A 21,777-nucleotide genomic window follows, 5' to 3' on the forward strand; every position below is an offset into this window, starting at 1 on the left:
ATTAACGGGCACCACCATTCGATAAAGCGATAATTTCATTGACAGTTTGTTTGATTGAAATTTTATCTTTATATCCTTGCTTTAAAAATTCTGTAATGAGCGGCTCATACATAATCGCCTCATCAATTTCCTTCGATGTCCCGCGTTTATATGCCCCGATATTGATCAGGTCCTCTGATTTTGAATAGCTGTAGTATAATTCCCGCAAACGGCTTGCTGCACGAACATGCTCAGGCTGTGCAATATGGTTCATCAAACGACTTACGCTTTTTAATACATTAATCGCCGGATACTGTCCTTTGTTGGCAAGATTCCGGTCCAGTACAATATGCCCGTCCAAAATCCCCCGTACCGCATCTGCAATTGGTTCGTTCATATCGTCACCGTCTACAAGCACTGTATAAAATGCGGTAATGGTCCCATTTATATTCGTACCTGACCGTTCTAACAATGTTGGTAATATTGCAAAAACGGATGGTGTGTAACCTCTTGTCGCAGGCGGTTCACCGATTGCCAGTCCAATTTCACGCTGTGCCATCGCAACCCGGGTTACGGAATCCATCATTAACATAACGTTCTTCCCGCGGTCCCTGAAATATTCTGCAATGGCTGTTGCGGTAAATGCCGCTTTAATTCGCATTAATGCAGGCTGATCACTAGTAGCCGCTACGACAACCGATCGTTGTAAACCTTCCGGACCTAAATCCCGTTCGATAAACTCCCGTACTTCACGTCCACGTTCCCCTACAAGAGCAATAACATTAATATCCGCTTCCGTGTTTCGGGCAATCATACCAAGCAATGTACTTTTACCGACGCCCGATCCTGCAAATATACCGACACGCTGGCCACTGCCAACTGTAAGCATTCCGTCAATCGCCTTTACTCCGACCTCTAACTGTTCGTTAATCGGCGGGCGATTTAAAGGATTTGGCGGCTCTTTTTCCGTGGGGACTGTCGTTAATCCTTTTGGCAATGGTTGCCCATCAAACGGGTTGCCCATTGCGTCAAGTACTTTCCCAATCAGTTCAGGGCCAACTTTCACTTCCAGCGGTGAACCTGTCCCCTCTACAAGACAGCCGATCGAAATTTCCTTCAACGAAGAGTATGGCATTAAAATCACGATTTCATCTTTAAACCCTACGACTTCTGCCAGCATAACTTGCGGACCGTTTTTCGATGTTTGGATATGGATTTTACATACGTCCCCGATGGAACTTTCAGGACCTTGGGACTCAATCATCAAGCCGACAACTCTCGTCACTCTACCATACTTTTTAAATGTATTAAGATTAGGAATTTGTTCAACTAATTGAGCCATTTTCATCCTTATCATTCCTTACTTTCGATTAGTTCGTATAACTGTCTGCGGAGCTCCTGCAATTGTTCGTCAATTGAAACAACGATGCGGCCATGATTTGTCTCGATATAACTTTCCGAATCTAGTAAATCTTCATTGACAAATACCATAAATGGAACATTTACCGGGAACATTTCCGCTAATTCTTTTAACTGTTCTGTCACAATCGGATGATATTTCGGTGAAACATATAATTTAATTTCTTTCATTTCCCGTGCTTCTTTTAAACCCCGTCGTACAATTGAGACAAATATTTCATCGTCACGGTCAAGTGCTGTATGAATGATGCGTTCTGCAGCTGTTAATGCAAGATCCAAAAGGACTGCCTCCTGGGACTCAATATAAGATGCTGCATTTTTCTGCGCATTTGACATCGTCTCATTTGCCGCTTGTAATGACTGCTGCATCGCTGCATTTGCCTTTTGTACGCCATCCTCATACCCTTGTGCAAAACCACCGTCATAAGCTTCCTGTTGAAGAATGATTTTTTCTTCTTCCCATGATTGCTTTAACGCTTCAATTGCCGCAAGCTGCTCTGTTCGATATTGCTCGAATTGGGCTTTTTGCTGTTCGATTTCATAATTTGCCTGTTCCCGCATTTGCTGACGTTCAGCTTCAATATCTATTGATTTTTGTTGTGACAATTCCTCTGTACGTTCATCGTCCGTTTTCCCATAATGAATCGGCTCGAAGAAATTTTGAAGTTTAATTTCTACAATTGATGACTCTTCGGGTTGCTGTGCATTTGTTGAACGGATGATTTTAGACAATTACATCATCTCCTCCGCCACGTGCGATAATAATTTCACCTGCATCTTCTAAACGTCGGATAACTGCTACAATTCGAGACTGCGCTTCTTCTACATCACGTAAGCGCACAGGACCCATAATATCCATTTCTTCTCGGAATGTATCCGCCATACGTTGTGACATATTGCGGAAAATAATTTCTTTTACCTCTTCTGAAGAGACTTTCATCGATAATAATAAGTCTTCGTTTTCACAGTCACGAATAACACGCTGGATTGAACGATTATCGAGTGTAACGATATCTTCAAACACAAACATGCGCTTTTTAATTTCTTCGGCAAGTTCAGGATCTTGAATTTCAAGTGCATCCAGAATCGTTTTCTCAGTTTGTCGGTCCACACCATTCAATACTTCCACGACCGCATCTACACCGCCCGTTTCTGTGTAGTCCTGTGTCACAGTAGATGATAGTTTTCGCTCTAATACGGACTCAATTTCGCTAATGACTTCCGGAGACGTCGATTCCATAATTGCAATACGCTTCGCAATATCCGCTTGTACTTCCTGTGGTAACGAAGATAGAATAACCCCTGCTTGCCCTGGTTCTAAATAAGATAGAATAAGAGCAATTGTTTGAGGATGTTCATTTTGGATAAAGTTGAAAATTTGTGCCGGATCTGCTTTTCTAGCAAAATCAAATGGTCTTACTTGTAAGGAAGAGGTTAAACGATTTAATATCGCCTGTGCCTGTTCAGCACCTAATGCTTTTTCCAGTACCGTCTTCGCATAACCTATACCGCCTTGCGTAATATAGTCCTGCGCGAGTGCAATCTGATGAAATTCTTCTATAATTTCTTCTTTGACTGTCGATTCCACCCTTTTCACACTCGAAATTTCCAGTGTCAGACGTTCAATTTCCTCTTCACTTAAATGCTTATATACAGAAGCCGAAACTTCCGGTCCTAGAGAAATTAACAGTAAAGCAGCCTTTTGCTTTCCTGATAGGTCTTTATCTTTCTTGGACACAGCGGAACCTCCTATTAGTCTTCAGCAATCCAGCTACGCAATAATTTCGCAAAATCTTCCGGCTTATCTTTGGCCATTTTTTCTAATTGCTTACGGCGTACAGTCGCTTCAGTTTCTTTTTCTTCGGAAATATCTTCTATTTCAATTAACTGCTGTTGCTGTTCTAAAATTTCCAGCTCTTCTTCATCTTGCTTACGTCGGCGTGCACGAAGAACATTAATGACAAGTAATATAATTGCAACAACTAATATACCGCCAATTACCCATACCCACCAAGGAATTACCGATTGCGGCTGATCTTCCGCTGTATCATTTCCTTGGAATTGCTGTACAGACACGACAATACGATTTGCAATATCTTCGTCTGTCAGGTTACCGGCAGCTTCTTGATCAATCGATGTACGGACAATTGTCGATAAAATTTGTTCAATATCGGTACGAACACCTTGATCGAACCCTTCTTCTGCATTTGGAGGATCTACCATTACTTGAATACCTAAATTACGAATTTTGTAAGGACTTTCCTGGATTTCACGGCGGATACGGTTAACATCATTGTTAATCGTCTCTTCTACTCGTTCATAATCGCCATCACCGTTTGTTCCTTCTACATAATCTACAAAGTTATCAGTTACACTTCCGGCTTCAGTAGTACCTTCTGCAGCTCCTGCAGCACCGCCTGTGTATGTTTCTGTAATACGTTGGGCACTTATTTCGATACCCTCCATATTTTCCTCATCAACAGGTCGGATTAAATTTTCTTCGCGATTTTCTTTTTTAAAGTCAATATCAGCCGATACATTTACTACGACTTTATCCTGACCGATTAACGTACCTAGCATTTGCTGCACTTGACGCTGCAAATCACGCTCAATCGTTTTCTTCACTTCCATTTGTCCAGTAACTGAATCGATTCCGCCGCCACCGCTTTCCGCTGAAGCGAGATCATAATACTCAGAATACTGATTCATGATCGTGATATTTTCTTTAGGTAAATTCGGAATACTCATCGATACTAAATTAAATAATCCTTTAATTTGATCGTCCGAGAATTTGTGTCCAGGTGCTGTATCCAACACAATTGCAGCCTGTGCTTCACCTTTGGCATCTTTAAGAAAGACACCTTCTTCAGGTAAAGTAATCATGACACTCGCATCTTTGACTCCTTCAAACTTACGAACTAAATTCGCCAGATCCGTTTCGATCGTCGCTTGCTTAATTACGTTAAATTCATTGTCGGTCATCCCAAAGCCTGCGTTAGAAGTAAAAAAAGACGTGTCAATTTCCCCAGAATCAGGATAACCCTGGGCTGCTAATGACACTTGTAAGTCCTGTACTTGATTTTCCGGCACTAATATTACTGTCCCGCCGTTTGCCACTTCGTATTTTACACCTTGGGAAGTAAGCACTTCCGTAATTCTCCCTACTTCAGCTTGTGACATTTCCGGAAATAACGGAGCCATTGTCGTACGCGTTGAGAAATACGTAATTACCGCTGCAATTGCAATGACAGCAGCAAACGCACCGATTAATGCACCTTTTTGGTTTTTAGTGCGACTTTTCCAGAAACCGGTTGAGTCGCTTTTAATTTTTGTAAGTCGTTCATTCATTATGAATCCTCCGCTTAAAGTGAATGCCCAACAATTATTCAGTCGTTTTTCAAATCATTACACACTCATACGCATAATTTCTTGATAAGCTTCCACAGCTTTATTACGAACTTCAATTGTTGTGTTTAAAGTAACACTTGCTTTTTGAGCAGCAATCATCACTTCAAATAAATCAACATCTCCACCGTTAATTAATTTTTGTGTCATTGTATCTGATGTTTTTTGATGTTCATTGACACTTGCAATCGCTTCTTTTAATGTGTCTGCAAATTGCTGTTGCGCATTTGCAGGAGTCAGTTGATTCTGAACATTTACTTCATTCACAGATTGTGCAGGGGACATGAATGTTATTGGATTAATCGCCATTTAAATATCATCCCTTCCCGATTTCTAATGCTTTTGTTAACATGTTCTTGTTTGCATTAAAAGCAGTAATATTCGCTTCATAAGAGCGGCTTGCTGAAATGAGATCAACCATTTCCTTTAATACGTCAACATTCGACATTTGAACATATCCTTCTGCATTCGCATCTGGATGTGATGGATCATAAACTAATTTAAAAGGGGTTTCTGTATCTTCTTTAATAGAACTTACTTTAACACCGTTACCAACACCGTCTTTTTCCGATTTTCCAATCGCCATATTTAAAAAGTTGGAAAATTGACCTTGCTGCTCTTTTAATGTGACAGATTTTTTTCGGTATGGCTCCCATTCACCATTTACCTGCTTCGCTCGCGTTGTATCGACATTGGCAATGTTAGAGGAAATTACATCCATTCGTAATCGCTGTGACGTTAATGCAGAAGCTGTCGTATTCATGCTATGAAAAATGGACATTACTATCTTCCTCCTTTTACAACATTATTCAATGTTGAAAATTTACTGCTGACACGATCTATAAGCGCATTATAATAAATTGTATTTTCAGCCAGCTTTGCTTGTTCAGCATCCATATTTACAGCATTTCCATTTGCTCTGCTGCGGAAGTTTTCATTCGAATACACACCGCTGCTCCCAATATTAATTTCAAAATCATAATGCCTCGCATCTGTGCGATACGCAGGAATCGTTGCTTGCTTTGCATCATTTAATACGTCTTTGAAGCTAACTTCTTTAGTTTTATAATTCGGTGTATCAACATTCGCTATGTTTTGTGTAATTGCTTTATTTTTCAAAGTTGCATAGGAAAGTCCCTTTTCCAGGCTACTTATTGTCCCGCCAAATAAATCCAAAATTCTCACCTCATTCATATTTCGCTAAAATTTGCGCACAAAAACTTAATAATACAATTGTAATTAGATTAAACCTTAGTGTCTATCGACTTTTGACCCTTTCGAATAGTCAAAAAGGGCTATTTTTACTTGTAAAAATTAACAGTTATCAATATATTAGTCCAAATATTTTTCGACATTAAATTTCATAAGACTATTAAGACCTATATATATACTTTATCTAACAGAAATTTAATATATAAATCTTAACCTCAATATTTTTAGTTTACTGAAATACTATTTATTTCCTTAAACATCATACATTAAATCCCTTTGTATTAGTATTTATATAATTACATTTCATAATTTTGTAACAAATCGTTTGTCATACAAATTTTATCACCATTTAGGTATAAAAGATATTTATTTATTTTAGGCGACAACGACGATATACCTAATTATACAATTAATTAAAAAAAATTTCTCGTTTAGAGTATTTTTATTCGACAATTTTCTTCGTTTCCTTAAAAAAAAATAAAAAAACAGCAAGGAGAAAAATCCTCCTTGCTGTGCATGAATATGATTTATTTCATTTTAATTTCTGCTAAAGCGTTCAGGAACTTATCGTTTAATACTTTAATATATGTTCCTTTCATACCTAATGAACGTGATTCAATTACACCAGCAGACTCCAGTTTACGTAATGCGTTTACGATAACCGAACGTGTAATACCAACACGGTCAGCAATTTTCGAAGCAACTAGTAAACCTTCATTGCCATCTAATTCTTCGAAGATATGCTCGATTGCTTCAAGCTCAGAATAAGATAATGAATTAATCGCCATTTGAACTACTGCTTTAGAACGTGCTTCTTCTTCAATCTCTTCAGATTTTTCACGTAAAATTTCCATACCTACTACTGTAGCACCATATTCAGCTAAAATAAGATCATCATCTTCAAACTGATCACTAATACGCGCTAACATTAATGTACCTAAGCGCTCACCGCCACCGATAATCGGTACAATAGTAGTTAAACCAGATGCAAACAGGTCTTTATTTTCCACTGGGAATGCAGTGTGCTCATTGTTAACATCTAAGTTTGAAGATGTTTCTGTAATATTGAATAAGTTTTGTGTATATTCTTCAGGGAATTGGCGCTCTTCGAACATTTTCTTAATACGCTCATTCTCGATTTGTTGGTGAATTGAAATGCCAAGCAATTTACCTTTACGGCTTACGATAAATACGTTACTTTCGATAATATCACCTAAAGTATTAGCCATCTCTTTAAAGTTAACTGGTTTACCAGCAGATGCTTGTAACATTGCATTGATTTTTCGTGTTTTTGTTAATAAATTCATTTCTGTTTCCTCCTACGGAACGTTTTAATTCACTTAATATTCTAAAGGTTTTTACAATTTAAAGATACTAATTCAACTTGTACTTAAAGAATAAATTGCGATAAATCTTTGTTTTTTACTATATTCGCCAATTTTTGATCGACATAGTTCGGTGTAATGTCGATATGTGCCGGCGCAATTTCCGATGCTTCATAGGAAAGCTCCTCAAGCAATCGTTCTAAAATTGTGTGCAGTCGGCGTGCACCGATGTTATCCGTCTCCTGATTTACTTCTGTTGCAATTTCCGCTATGCGTTCAATCGCTTCGTCCGTAAAGTTCAGCGTAACACCTTCTGTTTCAAGCAATGCTTTATATTGCAATATTAACGATTGATCTGGTTCTTTCAAAATACGAACAAAGTCATCCTTCGTCAATTTTTCAAGTTCAACACGAATCGGGAATCGCCCTTGCAATTCAGGAATAAGATCGCTCGGTTTTGATATATGGAAAGCACCTGCTGCAATAAAGAGCATATAGTCAGTTTTAACAGTGCCGTATTTTGTCGTAACTGTGGATCCTTCCACAATCGGTAATATGTCACGCTGAACGCCTTCGCGGGAAACTTCTGCCGATGAAGAACCTTTGCTTGCAATTTTATCGATTTCATCAATAAAAATAATGCCGGCCTGCTCTGCCCGTTGAATTGCTTCACTAGACAACGCATCTGTATCGATCAGCTTATTTGCTTCTTCTTGCGTTAATAAACGACGCGCATCCTTTACTTGGACTTTGCGTTTTTTCGTCTTTTTCGGCATTAAATTAGAAAGCATATCTTGCATACCGTTTGCATTATCCATATTCATACCTGGCATTGCATCAAAAAGAGATGGAGTATTTTCGGTTACTTCTATTGTTACCCATTGCTCTTCTAATTTTCCGTCTTTTAAATCTTGGGCAATTTGCGCGCGTCGTGTACGAATTTCCGGTTCATCCTGGTTAGCAGTTTCTTCTTGAGACGACTCTTTTTGACCGAATAGCATTTCAAAAGGATTTTGCGTAAGCTTTTCTCTTACTTTTGAAGGTACAAGTAATTTAACAAGTACATCATTTGCATTGCGCTCTGCCTGATCCTTTACTCTTTCGAACATTTCGTCTTTCACAAGGCGACGAGAAGCTTCTACCAAATCGCGCACCATTGACTCGACATCACGCCCAACATAACCAACTTCCGTGAACTTTGTCGCTTCCACTTTAATAAACGGAGCATTTGTCAGTTTTGCAATTCTGCGTGCAATTTCTGTTTTACCTACACCAGTAGGTCCAATCATTAAAATATTTTTCGGAATTACTTCTGTTTTTAATTCTTCGCTTAATAAAGAGCGACGGTACCGGTTACGCAGCGCAACTGCAACTGCACGTTTTGCTGTTTCCTGACCAACAATATGACGGTTTAATTGTTCCGTAATTTGTCTTGGTGTTAAATTGATCGAAGTCATTATAATACCTCCAAGATAATATTATGGTTTGTAAACACACAAATATCCGCAGCGGTCGTCAGCGCAGCCTCTGCAATTTCTTTTGCCGATAAATGATCGCCCGCATGTTTTTTTAATGCTCTGCCAGCTGATAATGCATAGTTCCCACCTGAACCAATTGCTAAAATGCCATCATCCGGCTCAATTACTTCACCTGTCCCTGAGACAAGAAGCAATGTTGATTTATCCATTACAAGCAGCATCGCTTCCAATTGACGGAGCATTTTATCCCCACGCCATTGCTTTGCTACTTCTACTGCAGCCCTTTGCAGGTTACCATTATATTCATTCAGTTTTGCCTCAAACATTTCGAATAATGTAAAAGCATCCGCAACAGAACCTGCGAAACCTGCCAGTACTTTCCCATTAAACAGACGTCTGACCTTACGTGCCGTATGCTTCATTACAACTGCATTTCCCAATGTTACTTGACCATCCCCGGCCATTGCACATTCACCGTTGTGGTGAATAGCGAAAATCGTTGTCGCATGAATTTGACCCATTCTTTATTTCCTCCTTAACTATGCTCGCGGATGACTATTCATATATGTCTTTCTTAAAGCTTCCTTCGTTACATGAGTATAAATTTGAGTTGAAGATAAATTAGCGTGCCCAAGTAGTTCCTGGACTGTACGCATATCTGCCCCATTATTCAATAAATGCGTAGCAAATGTGTGTCGCAACATATGTGGATAAATTTTCGTATGCATACTGGCATTTTCAATCATCTCACTTAATATATAACGCACACCACGGGTAGTAAGTTCGCCACCGCGCATATTGACAAAAACTTTCTGATGATTTTCCTTCTTCATTAATGTCGGCCGTACTCGATCTATATAACGTATAAGTGCATCATGCGCATATTGACCGAACGGAATAATCCGCTCTTTTCGGCCTTTCCCCATTACACGGACGATATTGTAATGAAAATCGATATCTGTCAGTTCAAGACTGACACACTCGCTTACACGCATTCCAGTCGCATAAAGAAGTTCCAACAGTGCCATATTACGAATTTGAATCGGCTCATCGCCTTCATTTTTCTCGAATAGTTCCTTCAATTCTTCTTCATAAAAAAAGCTCGGTAATCGCTCTTCCTTTTTCGGATGATAAAGTGAACGAAACGGAGCATCATCAATATTCTGTTCTCGATTTAAAAAACGGAAAAAAGAACGGATCGATGAGATTTTCCTGGAAATTGAAGTCCTTGCTTTTTGTTCATCATAAAGCTTTGTTACATATAGACGTGCATGGATATACTCAACTTCTGTAATTTTTTGTATACCTTCAGCATGCAAAAATGCAAAAAATTCTTCTAAATCAGAAGTATATTCGCGGACAGTATGTAGGGAAAAGTTCTTTTCTAGTTGCACGTAGCGAATAAATTGGTCAAGCTGACTTTGCAAGTTTTCATCCATCGTGTATACCCCCTGTTATTACAAAAGAGAAATGATGTTGTATGAATAAATATTTTTATTTTCCTACTAAAAAAACACACATATTGACACTATACCTATTGTGAATACTTTTCAAGTAAAATTTGCTGGAGTTATTCAACTTCTTTGTATTATTCGACAAATTTCGCAATATCATGTCAAGTAATACTTATTTTTATAGCCATTTACAACAATAATCACCGCAAAATTAAAAGCCCCTAAAGTATAACAGTCTTTAAGGGCTTTCCGCAATTAAATTGCCTGATTATTAATAAAATTCTGAATTGATTCTAATGCACGGTTAGCATGGCGTTCAGCACGCTCCGGCTTTGATTTGACGCGCTCGCCAAGTTCAGGGAAAATCCCGAAATTCACGTTCATCGGCTGGAAATTTTTCGCATCTGTATGTGTAATGTATCGAGCCATTGCACCTAATGCTGTTTCATGCGGGAAGTAAAGCAATTCTTGACCTAAAGCCATACGTGCTGCATTAATCCCAGCAATCAGACCACTTCCGGCTGATTCTACATAACCTTCAACACCTGTCATTTGACCTGCGAAGAAAAGGTTCGGACGTGCTTTCAACTGATATGTCTGTGTCAGCACTTTTGGTGAATTGATAAATGTATTACGGTGCATTACGCCGTAGCGTACAATTTCCAAGTTCTCTAAGCCAGGAATCATCGAGAATACACGCTTTTGTTCGGGCCATTTTAAATGTGTTTGGAAACCTACTAAATTATAAAGTGTTCCCGCTGCATCATCTTGTCGTAACTGAACAACAGCATATGGACGTTTATCCGTTTTCGGATCTTCCAGACCAACCGGCTTCATCGGTCCAAATGTCATTGTCTTTTCGCCGCGTGCTGCCATTACTTCAATTGGCATACACCCTTCGAAATACTTTTCTTTTTCGAATTCTTTTAAAGGTGCACATTCCGCTGTTATAAGTGCTTCACGGAAAGCATTGAATTCTTCTTTTGTCATCGGACAGTTCAAATATGCCGCTTCACCTTTGTCATAACGTGATTTCAAGTATACTTTATCCATATTGATTGAATCTTTTTCAATGATCGGCGCTGCCGCATCATAGAAGTACAAATAGTCTTCTCCTGTAAGGCCCTGAATTTGTTTTGCCAACGCTTCAGAAGTTAATGGACCTGTTGCGATTACTGTAATGCCTTCCGGAATTTCAGTTACCTCTTCATTGATTACCTCGATTAATGGGTGGTTTTTCACTTTTTCTGTTACGATACCAGCAAATTCATGACGGTCTACTGCTAAAGCACCGCCTGCAGGTACAGAGCTATTGTCTGCAGCTGCAATAATAACAGAGTCCAATTTACGCATTTCTTCTTTAATTACACCAACAGCATTTGTCAGTCCGTTTGCACGTAAAGAGTTTGAGCATACTAGCTCAGCGAATTTATCTGTATGATGTGCTGGTGTTTGCTTTACTGGGCGCATTTCATATAAACGTACGTTCACACCGCGCTTCGCAATTTGCCAAGCTGCTTCTGAACCGGCTAAACCTGCACCAATTACATTTACTACTTGTTGTGTCATTTTTGTTACCTCTTCATTTTATTGTGACGGTGTTTCTTCATAATCACATTCACTGTTTGTACACTGAATTTGAACACCTTTTTTCAATTTCTTCTCCACTAATAATGCACTACATTTCGGACAAGGTCTACTAATCGGCTTATCCCATGATACGAAGTCACATTCCGGATACTGATTGCATCCGTAAAAAATGCGCTTTGTTTTGGATTTACGCTCAACAATTTCACCTGTCTCACATGAAGGACATTTAACATCGATCGGTTTTACAATCGCTTTTGTGTTGCGGCAATCCGGGAAGTTTGAACAAGCCATAAATTTACCGTAACGTCCAAGCTTGAATACCATTGGCGCACCGCATTTTTCGCAGTCTTCTCCAGCTGGCTCATCTTTAATTTCGATTTTTTCCATTACTTCATCCGCATATTTCACCCGTGGTTCAAAGTCTTTGTAAAATTCATCGATGACATTTACCCATTGTGTAATGCCTTCTTCAATTTCATCAAGATTGTGCTCCATCTGTGCGGTAAATTCAATGTTGATGATTTCCGGGAAAAATTCCAATGTTGCCTGATGAACGATTTCTCCAAGTTCAGTCGGCACAAAGCGTTTCGCATCTAGCTGCACATAACCGCGCTTTTGGATAGTATCCAGTGTTGGGGCATATGTCGATGGACGGCCTATGCCTAACTCTTCCAATGTCTTTACTAGACGCGCTTCTGAATAGCGAGGAGGTGGCTGAGTGAAGTGCTGCTTCGGTTCGATTTCAAGCGACTTTACTTTATCTCCGATTTCCATTTCAGGTAAAAGCTTATTTGTTTCTTCTTCCTGATCGTCTGTGCCTTCAATATAAAGCTTCATAAACCCGGCAAATTTCACTTGAGAACCATTCGCACGGAATAATACATCATTGTTTTGCAAATCAACTGTCACGGTATCAAGTACAGCTGGTGCCATTTGACTTGCGATAAAGCGCTCCCAAATTAAACGATACAATCGCAGCTGGTCACGGCTTAAAATAGCTTTGAGCTCCTCTGGTGTACGCATTGCACTCGTTGGGCGAATCGCTTCATGGGCATCTTGTGCATTTGCCTTCGCTTTCGCCTGCTTTTGCTCCCCGGCAATGAAATCTTTGCCGTATTTTGTTTCGATATATGACTTAGCCTCTGTTTTTGCTGTATCAGAAATACGCGTTGAATCGGTACGCATATACGTAATTAATCCGACAGCACCCTCTTTTTTGCTTAGCTCAATACCTTCATAAAGCTGCTGTGCAAGCATCATTGTCTTCTTAGCGCGGAAGTTTAACTTACGTGCAGCTTCCTGTTGAAGTGAAGAAGTCGTGAAAGCCGGAGACGCATTGCGCTTCCGTTCTTTTTTTACAACATTCATCACTTCAAATTCTGAGCCTTTTACACCTTTTAATATATCTTTTACTTGTTGTTCATTTGTTAATTTAATTTTTTCTTTGCCGTTTCCGTAATAAAAGGCATCGAATTGCTTTTTGTTTTTCTCGAAGCTTGCTTCGATCGACCAGTATTCTTCCGGCTCGAAGTTTTTAATTTCATTTTCACGGTCAATAATCAAACGCAATGAAACAGATTGTACACGTCCTGCCGATAAGCCCTTCTTAACCTTTTTCCAAAGGATCGGACTAATATTGTAGCCTACTAGACGGTCTAAAATCCGACGTGCTTGCTGTGCATCGACTAAATCCATATTAATCGGACGCGGGTGCTTGAAGCTCTCTAAAATTGCTTCTTTCGTAATCTCGTTAAATACGACCCGGCAATCTGAATTAATATCAACGTTTAAAGCAGTGGCTAAATGCCAGGCAATTGCTTCCCCTTCACGGTCTGGATCGGCTGCGAGATAAATCTTTTTCACTTTTTTTGCCGCTGTTTTCAGTTCCTGAAGTACCGGACCTTTACCGCGAATCGTAATATATTTTGGATCATAGTTATTTTCGGTATCGATTCCCATTTGACTACGTGGTAAATCACGTACATGTCCAATCGAAGCTTTTACTTTGTATTTTTTTCCTAAATATCGTTCAATTGTTTTCGCCTTTGCAGGTGATTCAACAATTACTAAATAATCTGCCATCTGTTGTCCTCCTTATAGAGGTATAGTTATTTTTCTTATATTCACTCACATGAAGCTGTCCATGTTTGTCAAAGCTTTTCCTGTTGCAAAATGTATAACAGATTGGCTAATATTGCAACTTTTTTTCAACGTGATTTTGAAAACAATTGGATTTCCTCTAAGATTTGAAAGCCATCCCACACTGGAATTGCGCCTTCTTTTATTAATTTATTTGTCCCTCTTGACTGCTCGCTAAAAATATTTCCCGGCACTGCAAAAACATCTTTTCCTTGTTCAAGAGCAAGCTCCGTTGTTATAAGTGTTCCGCTTTTCAGTGCGGCTTCCGTTACGACCAGCGCTTCGCTCAATCCGCTAATAATACGATTTCGTGCAGGGAAATGCCATTTTTGCACACCGACATAGGGTGGATATTCTGTTACAAGTAAATGCTCACGTGCCATAAATGCATTTAGCTCTTTATTTTGAGGCGGATAACTATGGAAAAAGCCATGGCCTAAAACACCTACTGTCTTTCCACCATATCGGATTGTTGCTTCATGTGCAAGTCGGTCTGCTCCTTTTGCAAGACCGCTCACTATAACATATTGCTCACGAATTAGCGGGGGAACAATGAAATTCAACGCGTCCTCGCTATAGCTAGTCGCTGCCCTTGAACCGATGACCGCAAGCATTTTCGGTCTGTTCAGTAACTGAATATCACCTTTAGCATAAATAACAGAAGGTGCATCGAACAGTTGTTTTAAGCGTTCCGGATATAAAGGATTCGTATAGGGAATGGCCGTTATATTATGTTGGCCATAATAAGTTGCCATCGACCTTGGTATGAGCTCTTTATAATGTTTTATGAGCTGTGAGGCTTTTTCTTCTTTTATATTTAGCTGGACCGCTAAAAATTTTGGCGAAATATGCAATATTTCGTCGAAATCATCTGTAATTTTCATAAAATTTCGGACTTTTTTCCAGGAGAGAGGAAGAATATAATGCAGTTTCAGTAATTGTTCATTTATTGGGTTGGTCATTTCGACACTCCTTTTTAATAGAAGAAATTCAGATGACCGCAGTTTTTAATTGTGAGGTAAGCATTGTGTAAAACATAGTGTAGCCAATGAATTCGGGCTCATAACCCGTTTATTGAACCTAATATATGGAGACATATGAAAAAGATGTAGCGAGGCGACCGCTACATCTTCCATTTTAATGTGTTTTACAAGCTTCGTACAAGCCTTTTTCTTGGATTACTTTAATCAGTGTTTCACCGATTACAGAAGGCGTCGGAGCTACTTCAATACCCGCTGCATTCATTGCTTTGATTTTCTCTGCAGCTGTTCCTTTACCGCCGGAAATAATGGCACCTGCGTGACCCATACGCTTTCCTGGAGGAGCTGTTTGGCCACCGATAAAGCCTACTACCGGTTTAGTCATGTTTTCCTGGATCCATTCAGCAGCTTCTTCTTCCGCTGTACCACCAATTTCACCAATCATGACAACCGCATAAGTTTCCGGGTCTTCGTTGAATGCTTTTAAGCAATCGATAAAGTTTGTCCCATTTACCGGGTCTCCCCCGATTCCTACCGCCGTTGTTTGACCAATACCTGCCTGAGTCAGTTGGTGTACCGCTTCATAAGTTAATGTACCAGAACGTGAAACTACGCCTACATGTCCTTTTGTATGAATGTAGCCTGGCATAATACCGATTTTACACTCATCAGCAGTAATAACACCCGGACAGTTTGGACCAACTAAACGTGTTTTCTTGCCTTCCATATAGCGCTTTACTTTAACCATATCAAGTACCGGAATATGTTCAGTAATACAAATCGTCATATCCAAATCCGAATCAACTGCTTCAATAATAGCATCAGCCGCAAATGGTGCCGGTACGTAAATAACAGATACATTTGCACCTGTCGCATCGACTGCTTCTTGTACTGTATTGAATACAGGAACACCTTCGATTTCAAGGCCACCTTTACCTGGTGTTACCCCTGCAACGATTTTCGTTCCGTATTCAAGCATTTGTTTTGTATGGAAAAGGGCTGTTTCCCCAGTAATCCCTTGTACGATTACTTTTGTCTCTTGATTAATGAACACACTCATGCCGTTACCCCGCCTTCAGCTTCAACTAATTTCACGATTTTTTGTGCGCCGTCCGCCATTGAGTCAGCTGCCACAATGTTTAAACCAGATTCATTTAACATCTTTTTACCTAGCTCTACGTTAGTCCCTTCTAAACGTACTACTAATGGAACTTCTAAGCCGACTTCTTTTGCAGCCGTGATAACACCACTTGCAATGATGTCGCACTTCATGATTCCACCAAAAATGTTAACGAAAATTCCTTTTACATTTTTGTCTGATAAAATAATTTTAAAAGCTTCTGTTACTTTTTCAGCTGTTGCACCGCCCCCAACGTCAAGGAAGTTTGCGGGTGATCCGCCGTAGTAACTAATCGTATCCATCGTCGCCATAGCAAGACCTGCACCATTTACCATACAGCCGATATTGCCGTCTAACGAAATATAACTTAAATCATATTTAGATGCTTCAATTTCTTTTGGATCTTCTTCATCGAAATCGCGTAATTCTACGATATCTTTGTGACGATATAAAGCGTTTGCATCAAAGTTGAATTTTGCATCAAGCGCCACTACCTGATCATCACCAGTTACAACTAGCGGGTTGATTTCTACTGTAGATGCATCTTTATCGATAAATGCTTTGTAAATACCAAGCATTAACCCTACTGCTTTATTTACTAGCTTAGCAGGGATATTCATATTGAACGCCATACGACGCGCCTGGAAAGCATTTAATCCTGTAACCGGGTCAATCACTTCTTTGAAGATTTTTTCCGGATTAGTCTCGGCTACCTCTTCGATATCCATACCACCTTCTTCAGAACCCATCATTACTACACTAGAAGTTGCACGGTCTAATACTAAACTTAAGTAATACTCTTTTTTAATGTCCGAACCTTCTTCTATATAAAGACGTTTTACTTCTTTACCGTCTGGACCTGTTTGGTGAGTTACTAAAATTTTGCCTAACAATTCTTTAGAGAAAGAGCGAACTTCATCAAGGTTTTTTGCAATTTTAACGCCCCCCGCTTTACCGCGGCCCCCTGCATGAATTTGTGCTTTTACTACTGTTACGTTTGATCCAAGCTCTTTTGCTGCTTTTACTGCTTCGTCTGGTGAAAACGCGACACTTCCTCTTGGAACCGCTACACCGTATTGTCTTAATATCTCTTTCCCTTGATACTCATGGATATTCATGATACATCCTCCCATCGGACATTTGGAAATTATTCTACTAACATAATCTATTTTATACAATTATTCAGACAATGTCTATATTTGTCACACAAGCAATTTTTAGTTTGCTTTATGTCAAAATATTCTTTGTATAGATATTTTCTAATTTTCCGAAAGATATACTCTACATAAAAATAATAAAATACCGGTTATTTATTTTTAGAAGTTAACTTCTGCTTTTCGTCCAAATGATAAATAAAGGCAAAAACTTCGGCCACTGCTTGGTAAAGTTCTTCCGGGATGGATGTGTTCAAATCAAGCTGGCCCAACAGTTCCACCAAGTTGGGGTCTTCATAAACAGGTACTTCATGCATTGCTGCTTTTTCTAATATATTTTCCGCAATTTTCCCTTTTCCTTTCGCGACAACTGTCGGTCCACTGCTTTTCTGCGGATCATAGGAAAGGGCGATCGCTTCTTTTCGTATATATTTTTTTTCGGTCATACGCGGATATCTACCCCTCCTTGCTCGTCTTCTTGCTGATTTGACAGTTTTGTGACAGTTTTTCCTGCTTGTTCTCCAAAAGGTTTGATAAACAGTCCGGATAATGTATAGTCTTTTTCCAGCAACCCTGCCTTTAACGTTCCTTTCAGGGAAGTCGCCAACGAATCTAAATTTGGCATATCATTATATATATTAATTGTGACGACACGGTTTTGTACTTGCATATCGATTACAGTCTGCTGCAAGGTTTCCATATTTAAATAAAATAGAATGCGGGCAAAATTGGCATCAATTTTACCATCTTCTTTCATACGACCATTCCATTGCAATGTGGCATCCATTTTCTTGCCGAAGAAATCCAACGGCACTTGCATGACAAGCTGATGCTGATGTCCGTTTTCCCCTGAATTGAGCTGCATCCCATTTAGTCTGGCCATCACCATTTCAGCAGCATCCTTTATTGCAACCGGTGTTTGGATATCTTGAAGTAGCGCTAATAATTGCGGCTTTATTTGTTGGGCAATTGCCTGTATATCCCCTGCCTTATTCGCCAGCGCCGCCTCATAGCTGACGCCAAGCCCTTTTAAGACAGTCTTTATTGCCTGTTCCATCGCACGACTATCAACCGCAGCCTGTACTTGACCTTCTGCTTGTGTGAGCGCACTTTGCATCACAGGCTGCGGACTGTCAGCCGTCACTTTCACTAAATTGCGCAACAGCTGATCGGCATTCGGTAAATTTGTCTCTGGCTTCAGTAACGTGAGCAATTGATCCTTCGCGGACAGCCCTTGATCATTTTGCATAAATAATCGCGTCGTTACATTTTCACTGTATGCGTTTGTCAGTTGCTGCCGTAGTTGATTTACCAATACTTCCACAGCTGGCTTTGAAGCCGGAATCTGTTCAAAACGTGACAGTAATTGCTGTAGTTGCTGCTTTTGCGTTGACGTTAATAAGCTTTCGTTATTAATCCATGCTTTTACTTGCTCTAACATCGGTTTTATTTGTTCAGGGTTCGTTTGCCCGAGCTGCTGCAGCATTTGGCCCGCCCCTTTTAATAGCGGTGTTACAGCAGCCTGTAATGGATTCATCGTCTGTTGGTTTCCTTGCTGATTTACCGTTTGCCAATTTTGCAAAGTTGCATTTTGCGGTAAAATACCCGCTTCTTTTAATACCGTCAGCGATTGAAGTTTCGATGCAATCGATGAATTATTATCCAGTAAATTTTGAGTCGCCCTTGCAAGGAGGATACCGCCTGTTTCATTGTTCAACGGCTTTGCCAGCTGGTCAATTTGCTGTAATAGCGATGATTTGATCGTTTCATTCCCTCCAGATTGAGATGCCAAGAGCTGCGCCAAATTGGCTAAATTTGCCGACATGCCATCTGTTTTGATTCCTTGAGTCAATGCTTGAAATACGGTATTTGTAAAAGGCATTTTCAGCTCCACCATTCGCTGCAGTGCGTGAAGTTCATTATTCTTATCTACTCCTGCAGGCAAGTTTTTCATCCAGCTTTCCGCGGCTATGAGCTGTTCTTTTGCAAGGGGTAACTGGGCTTTCATAAAATGCGAAAGTACTTGCTGCATTTCACTCGATTTCGGCAAATTCATTGTTTCAAGCAGCTGGGACATCTGCTGGCCGGCTGTCATTGATTGCGACATCGGTCCAGTTACTACTTTTAATTCTGTTTGCGGATTTGTCGCTGTCACTTGAAAAAAATGTGCATCGCCTAGCTTTAAAGGTACTTCCAGCTTTGCCATGAGCTTTTGATTGCCCACTTGGACTTCTGCCATCTGATTTGGGTAGAGCTGCTTAATCGTCCCGTGAAATACCTGATCCTGTCTTAACGATAATGGCTGGTTTGCTGTTACTTGCTGCGAAGTATTAGTTTGGATTGCATTAAACGATGAGAAGTTCATGCCGTTACTCCCTTCTTTGAAGCATTGATTTAATCGGTTCAAATGTTTTTCGATGATGTTCTGTCGGTCCATATTGGGCAATTGCTTCCAAGTGCTGCTTTGTTCCGTACCCGGCATGCTGCGCAAAACCGTATTGCGGATATTCGCAATCCAGCTTTTCCATATAGTCATCACGTGCCGTTTTCGCTAAAATAGATGCTGCTGCGATTGACAGGCTGCGTGCATCCCCCTTTATGATGGATGCTTGCGGAATCGACGTCGAAAGTGTCATCGCATCAGCCAATATGAAGTTCGGTTTGACTTCAAGTGTTTCGATACTTTTTAACATTGACTGGCGTGTTGCTTCATATATGTTAAGGCGATCGATTTCTTCGGCACTTTGAAAATGAACAGAATAATATAATGCATGTTTTTTAATCCGTTCAGCAAACTGATTACGTTTTTCTTTTGATAATTGTTTGGAATCGTTTACGCCAATCAGTTCCTGGCAATAATTCGGCAATATAACGGCCGCGGTTACGACAGGTCCCGCGAGTGGTCCGCGGCCTGCTTCGTCTGTGCCTGCAATATAGGCATTTTCATATGGTAAATAGCTTGCGTCAAATTGCAGTTTTTCATTATGTGCTTGTTGGAGTGCTTCTATCTTTTCCAGGCGTTTTTGAAATTGCATCCATGCTTTTTGGACGCCTGCCCGTTCATCCTTTACTATATAATCCATCCATGGCTCGATTTGTGCTGCTGTTTTTAATGCTTCTGTAATCTCTTTAATTGTTTTCATATAAAGTCCTCAAATCTATCAATCTTCTTGTTATATCGTCTACTTTTCTTATTATAAAAGAAAAAACCTTTCTCAAATAAATGAAAAAGGTTTTGACTGTCTATTATTCCACTTTATTCGTTGCTTTCTTGCTTTTTCTGGCGGTTTAGCGCGGCAGTTTTTTTCCGGCGCTCTTCATTTTCCAGCGCAATCGCTTCTTCCAATTGCTCTTTTTCAAGTTGCTCGGAAACAAAATCAAATGTGAGTTTCCCAAGATTCTGTTCACGAATGTCGCGTACAACTAATACGGAGACTTGATCATAGTCAATCTCTCCGCCTTGTCCAAATACACGGCGCAACTTTCCAATTGCATCAAATGTTTCGACAAGTTCTTCGGATACTGCTGAAATTTTATAGCGTTCTTCCATGCGTGTTGGATAGTGAGTTTCTAAAAAACGTAAGCCGTATACAGCCAAGTCTTCCATATTCATAATTGTATCTTTAATCGCACCAGTCAAAGCAAGCTTATAGCCGACTTCCTGATCTTCAAACTTCGGCCATAAAATACCCGGAGTATCCAGAAGTTCAATTTCCTTACCGACTTTAATCCATTGCTGTGCTTTTGTAACACCCGGCATATTTCCTGTTTTCGCAAGGTTTTTCTTCGCTAAACGGTTGATTAAAGTTGATTTCCCGACATTCGGAATACCTACAATCATTGCGCGGATGGCACGGGGCTTCATTCCTTTTGATTTCATGCGCTCCCATTTATCCGCCAAAATCTCCTGTGCGGCCTTTGTAACCGCCTGTAAGCCTTTCCCTTCCAACGAGTTAATCGCTACTGCTTTAAAGCCTCTGTCGGCGAAATATTGAATCCAGCGGCGTGTTTCCTGCTCATCGGCCATATCTTGTTTATTTAAAACGAGCAGGCGCGGTTTTTGATGAATGACTTCATCGATCATCGGATTACGTGAAGATAATGGTAAACGCGCATCGACAAGCTCAAAAATGATATCGACAAGCTTTAAACTTTCCGATACTTGACGGCGCGCCTTTGCCATATGTCCTGGAAACCATTGAATTGTCATAATGTATAACCTCCTGTAAATTACATACTTCTATTCTCAACAAAAAAATGAGGAGTTTAAACTGCCCCCTCATTTTAGACAATATTTAATATTTATTGCGATAAATGATCCTTCATCAAATATGGGGTTGATTTCCATTACAGGGCAGACACTTTCCGCGGGCAAGAATTAGAGTCAAACTTGTTTGTAACTAATTCTTTGCGCCGAGGATGGCTGCAATTTAATGCGGCCACCGCAGAAGCAACGACTTGATAAATGAGAAAGCGAAATCAACTCGCCTCCCCCTCCATTCCAATCAACCGCTATGACATT

General features: G+C 40.0%; 20 protein-coding genes. All 20 read right to left on the minus strand.

Annotated elements, in window-relative coordinates:
- Nucleotide 1: 1 nt before the first annotated feature.
- The 20 genes from fliI to ylqF all read right to left on the minus strand — a co-directional run bounded on the left by fliI (nucleotide 2) and on the right by ylqF (nucleotide 21,465).
- Nucleotides 2–1,327 carry a flagellar protein export ATPase FliI gene (gene fliI / locus ACQKN3_RS09260; protein ID WP_427710950.1) on the minus strand — a complete coding sequence of 442 codons (1,326 nt, stop codon included), beginning with the start codon at nucleotides 1,325–1,327 and terminating at the stop codon, nucleotides 2–4.
- Nucleotides 1,328–1,332: 5 nt separating this feature from the next.
- The gene (gene fliH / locus ACQKN3_RS09265) at nucleotides 1,333–2,130 is read right to left on the minus strand and encodes a flagellar assembly protein FliH (protein ID WP_427710952.1); all 798 of its coding nucleotides are present in this window, start codon (nucleotides 2,128–2,130) and stop codon (nucleotides 1,333–1,335) included.
- Nucleotides 2,123–3,136: a flagellar motor switch protein FliG gene (gene fliG / locus ACQKN3_RS09270; protein WP_065216424.1), complete on the minus strand. Its 1,014-nt coding sequence runs from the start codon at nucleotides 3,134–3,136 to the stop codon at nucleotides 2,123–2,125. Before fliG ends, fliH begins: the two co-directional genes overlap by 8 nt.
- A 14-nt stretch (nucleotides 3,137–3,150) precedes the next feature.
- Nucleotides 3,151–4,746, minus strand: coding sequence for a flagellar basal-body MS-ring/collar protein FliF (gene fliF / locus ACQKN3_RS09275; protein ID WP_251689340.1), 1,596 nt, complete (start codon nucleotides 4,744–4,746; stop codon nucleotides 3,151–3,153).
- 57 nt (nucleotides 4,747–4,803) lie between these two features.
- Nucleotides 4,804–5,112: a flagellar hook-basal body complex protein FliE gene (fliE, locus tag ACQKN3_RS09280; RefSeq protein ID WP_079525200.1), complete on the minus strand. Its 309-nt coding sequence runs from the start codon at nucleotides 5,110–5,112 to the stop codon at nucleotides 4,804–4,806.
- A 7-nt stretch (nucleotides 5,113–5,119) separates the two neighbouring features.
- A complete protein-coding gene (gene flgC, locus ACQKN3_RS09285) occupies nucleotides 5,120–5,584 on the minus strand; it encodes a flagellar basal body rod protein FlgC (protein ID WP_251689342.1) in 465 nt (154 codons plus the stop codon).
- A gap of 2 nt (nucleotides 5,585–5,586) precedes the next feature.
- Entirely contained in the window at nucleotides 5,587–5,979 is a 393-nt protein-coding gene (gene flgB / locus ACQKN3_RS09290) for a flagellar basal body rod protein FlgB (RefSeq protein WP_427710956.1), read from the minus strand.
- Between the two features lie 563 nt (nucleotides 5,980–6,542).
- Complete coding sequence (gene codY, locus ACQKN3_RS09295; protein ID WP_251689346.1) at nucleotides 6,543–7,322, minus strand: GTP-sensing pleiotropic transcriptional regulator CodY; 780 nt, start codon at nucleotides 7,320–7,322, stop codon at nucleotides 6,543–6,545.
- 83 nt (nucleotides 7,323–7,405) lie between these two features.
- Complete coding sequence (gene hslU, locus ACQKN3_RS09300) at nucleotides 7,406–8,797, minus strand: ATP-dependent protease ATPase subunit HslU (RefSeq protein ID WP_251689348.1); 1,392 nt, start codon at nucleotides 8,795–8,797, stop codon at nucleotides 7,406–7,408.
- Nucleotides 8,797–9,339, minus strand: coding sequence for an ATP-dependent protease subunit HslV (gene hslV / locus ACQKN3_RS09305; RefSeq protein WP_079525191.1), 543 nt, complete (start codon nucleotides 9,337–9,339; stop codon nucleotides 8,797–8,799). The genes hslU and hslV overlap by 1 nt, the downstream gene beginning before the upstream one ends.
- 18 nt (nucleotides 9,340–9,357) lie before the next feature.
- The gene (gene xerC, locus ACQKN3_RS09310) at nucleotides 9,358–10,257 is read right to left on the minus strand and encodes a tyrosine recombinase XerC (RefSeq protein ID WP_251689352.1); all 900 of its coding nucleotides are present in this window, start codon (nucleotides 10,255–10,257) and stop codon (nucleotides 9,358–9,360) included.
- 270 nt (nucleotides 10,258–10,527) lie between these two features.
- Nucleotides 10,528–11,841: an FADH(2)-oxidizing methylenetetrahydrofolate--tRNA-(uracil(54)-C(5))-methyltransferase TrmFO gene (trmFO, locus tag ACQKN3_RS09315; protein ID WP_340717625.1), complete on the minus strand. Its 1,314-nt coding sequence runs from the start codon at nucleotides 11,839–11,841 to the stop codon at nucleotides 10,528–10,530.
- Nucleotides 11,842–11,859: 18 nt separating this feature from the next.
- Complete coding sequence (gene topA, locus ACQKN3_RS09320; RefSeq protein ID WP_251689356.1) at nucleotides 11,860–13,944, minus strand: type I DNA topoisomerase; 2,085 nt, start codon at nucleotides 13,942–13,944, stop codon at nucleotides 11,860–11,862.
- A 125-nt stretch (nucleotides 13,945–14,069) separates the two neighbouring features.
- Nucleotides 14,070–14,963: a DNA-processing protein DprA gene (gene dprA / locus ACQKN3_RS09325; protein ID WP_427710961.1), complete on the minus strand. Its 894-nt coding sequence runs from the start codon at nucleotides 14,961–14,963 to the stop codon at nucleotides 14,070–14,072.
- Between the two features lie 175 nt (nucleotides 14,964–15,138).
- On the minus strand, nucleotides 15,139–16,041 hold the full coding sequence (gene sucD / locus ACQKN3_RS09330) for a succinate--CoA ligase subunit alpha (protein ID WP_427710963.1): 903 nt from the start codon (nucleotides 16,039–16,041) through the stop codon (nucleotides 15,139–15,141).
- The gene (gene sucC / locus ACQKN3_RS09335; RefSeq protein ID WP_427710965.1) at nucleotides 16,038–17,219 is read right to left on the minus strand and encodes an ADP-forming succinate--CoA ligase subunit beta; all 1,182 of its coding nucleotides are present in this window, start codon (nucleotides 17,217–17,219) and stop codon (nucleotides 16,038–16,040) included. The genes sucD and sucC overlap by 4 nt, the downstream gene beginning before the upstream one ends.
- 188 nt (nucleotides 17,220–17,407) lie before the next feature.
- Nucleotides 17,408–17,701 carry an EscU/YscU/HrcU family type III secretion system export apparatus switch protein gene (locus tag ACQKN3_RS09340; protein ID WP_251689363.1) on the minus strand — a complete coding sequence of 98 codons (294 nt, stop codon included), beginning with the start codon at nucleotides 17,699–17,701 and terminating at the stop codon, nucleotides 17,408–17,410.
- Nucleotides 17,698–19,620 carry a hypothetical protein gene (locus tag ACQKN3_RS09345; RefSeq protein WP_427710968.1) on the minus strand — a complete coding sequence of 641 codons (1,923 nt, stop codon included), beginning with the start codon at nucleotides 19,618–19,620 and terminating at the stop codon, nucleotides 17,698–17,700. Before ACQKN3_RS09345 ends, ACQKN3_RS09340 begins: the two co-directional genes overlap by 4 nt.
- A gap of 4 nt (nucleotides 19,621–19,624) precedes the next feature.
- Nucleotides 19,625–20,398, minus strand: coding sequence for a ribonuclease HII (locus tag ACQKN3_RS09350; RefSeq protein ID WP_251689367.1), 774 nt, complete (start codon nucleotides 20,396–20,398; stop codon nucleotides 19,625–19,627).
- 113 nt (nucleotides 20,399–20,511) lie between these two features.
- Nucleotides 20,512–21,465 (minus strand): ribosome biogenesis GTPase YlqF, encoded by a 954-nt coding sequence (gene ylqF, locus ACQKN3_RS09355; RefSeq protein WP_251689369.1) that lies wholly within the window; start codon nucleotides 21,463–21,465, stop codon nucleotides 20,512–20,514.
- Between the last annotated feature and the right edge of the window lie 312 nt (nucleotides 21,466–21,777).

Source organism: Solibacillus sp. NPDC093137 (genome assembly GCF_050280445.1).
GTDB classification, from domain to species: domain Bacteria; phylum Bacillota; class Bacilli; order Bacillales_A; family Planococcaceae; genus Solibacillus; species Solibacillus isronensis_B.

Bases quoted from the DNA above. Each gene is read 5' to 3' on its own strand.
- fliI (WP_427710950.1), bottom strand. From the start codon at position 1,327: ATGAAAATGGCTCAATTAGTTGAACAAATTCCTAATCTTAATACATTT.
- fliF (WP_251689340.1), bottom strand. From the start codon at position 4,746: ATGAATGAACGACTTACAAAAATTAAAAGCGACTCAACCGGTTTCTGG.
- fliE (WP_079525200.1), bottom strand. From the start codon at position 5,112: ATGGCGATTAATCCAATAACATTCATGTCCCCTGCACAATCTGTGAAT.
- flgC (WP_251689342.1), bottom strand. From the start codon at position 5,584: ATGTCCATTTTTCATAGCATGAATACGACAGCTTCTGCATTAACGTCA.
- codY (WP_251689346.1), bottom strand. From the start codon at position 7,322: ATGAATTTATTAACAAAAACACGAAAAATCAATGCAATGTTACAAGCA.
- hslU (WP_251689348.1), bottom strand. From the start codon at position 8,797: ATGACTTCGATCAATTTAACACCAAGACAAATTACGGAACAATTAAAC.
- hslV (WP_079525191.1), bottom strand. From the start codon at position 9,339: ATGGGTCAAATTCATGCGACAACGATTTTCGCTATTCACCACAACGGT.
- xerC (WP_251689352.1), bottom strand. From the start codon at position 10,257: ATGGATGAAAACTTGCAAAGTCAGCTTGACCAATTTATTCGCTACGTG.
- trmFO (WP_340717625.1), bottom strand. From the start codon at position 11,841: ATGACACAACAAGTAGTAAATGTAATTGGTGCAGGTTTAGCCGGTTCA.
- topA (WP_251689356.1), bottom strand. From the start codon at position 13,944: ATGGCAGATTATTTAGTAATTGTTGAATCACCTGCAAAGGCGAAAACA.
- dprA (WP_427710961.1), bottom strand. From the start codon at position 14,963: ATGACCAACCCAATAAATGAACAATTACTGAAACTGCATTATATTCTT.
- sucD (WP_427710963.1), bottom strand. From the start codon at position 16,041: ATGAGTGTGTTCATTAATCAAGAGACAAAAGTAATCGTACAAGGGATT.
- sucC (WP_427710965.1), bottom strand. From the start codon at position 17,219: ATGAATATCCATGAGTATCAAGGGAAAGAGATATTAAGACAATACGGT.
- ACQKN3_RS09340 (WP_251689363.1), bottom strand. From the start codon at position 17,701: ATGACCGAAAAAAAATATATACGAAAAGAAGCGATCGCCCTTTCCTAT.
- ACQKN3_RS09345 (WP_427710968.1), bottom strand. From the start codon at position 19,620: ATGAACTTCTCATCGTTTAATGCAATCCAAACTAATACTTCGCAGCAA.
- ACQKN3_RS09350 (WP_251689367.1), bottom strand. From the start codon at position 20,398: ATGAAAACAATTAAAGAGATTACAGAAGCATTAAAAACAGCAGCACAA.
- ylqF (WP_251689369.1), bottom strand. From the start codon at position 21,465: ATGACAATTCAATGGTTTCCAGGACATATGGCAAAGGCGCGCCGTCAA.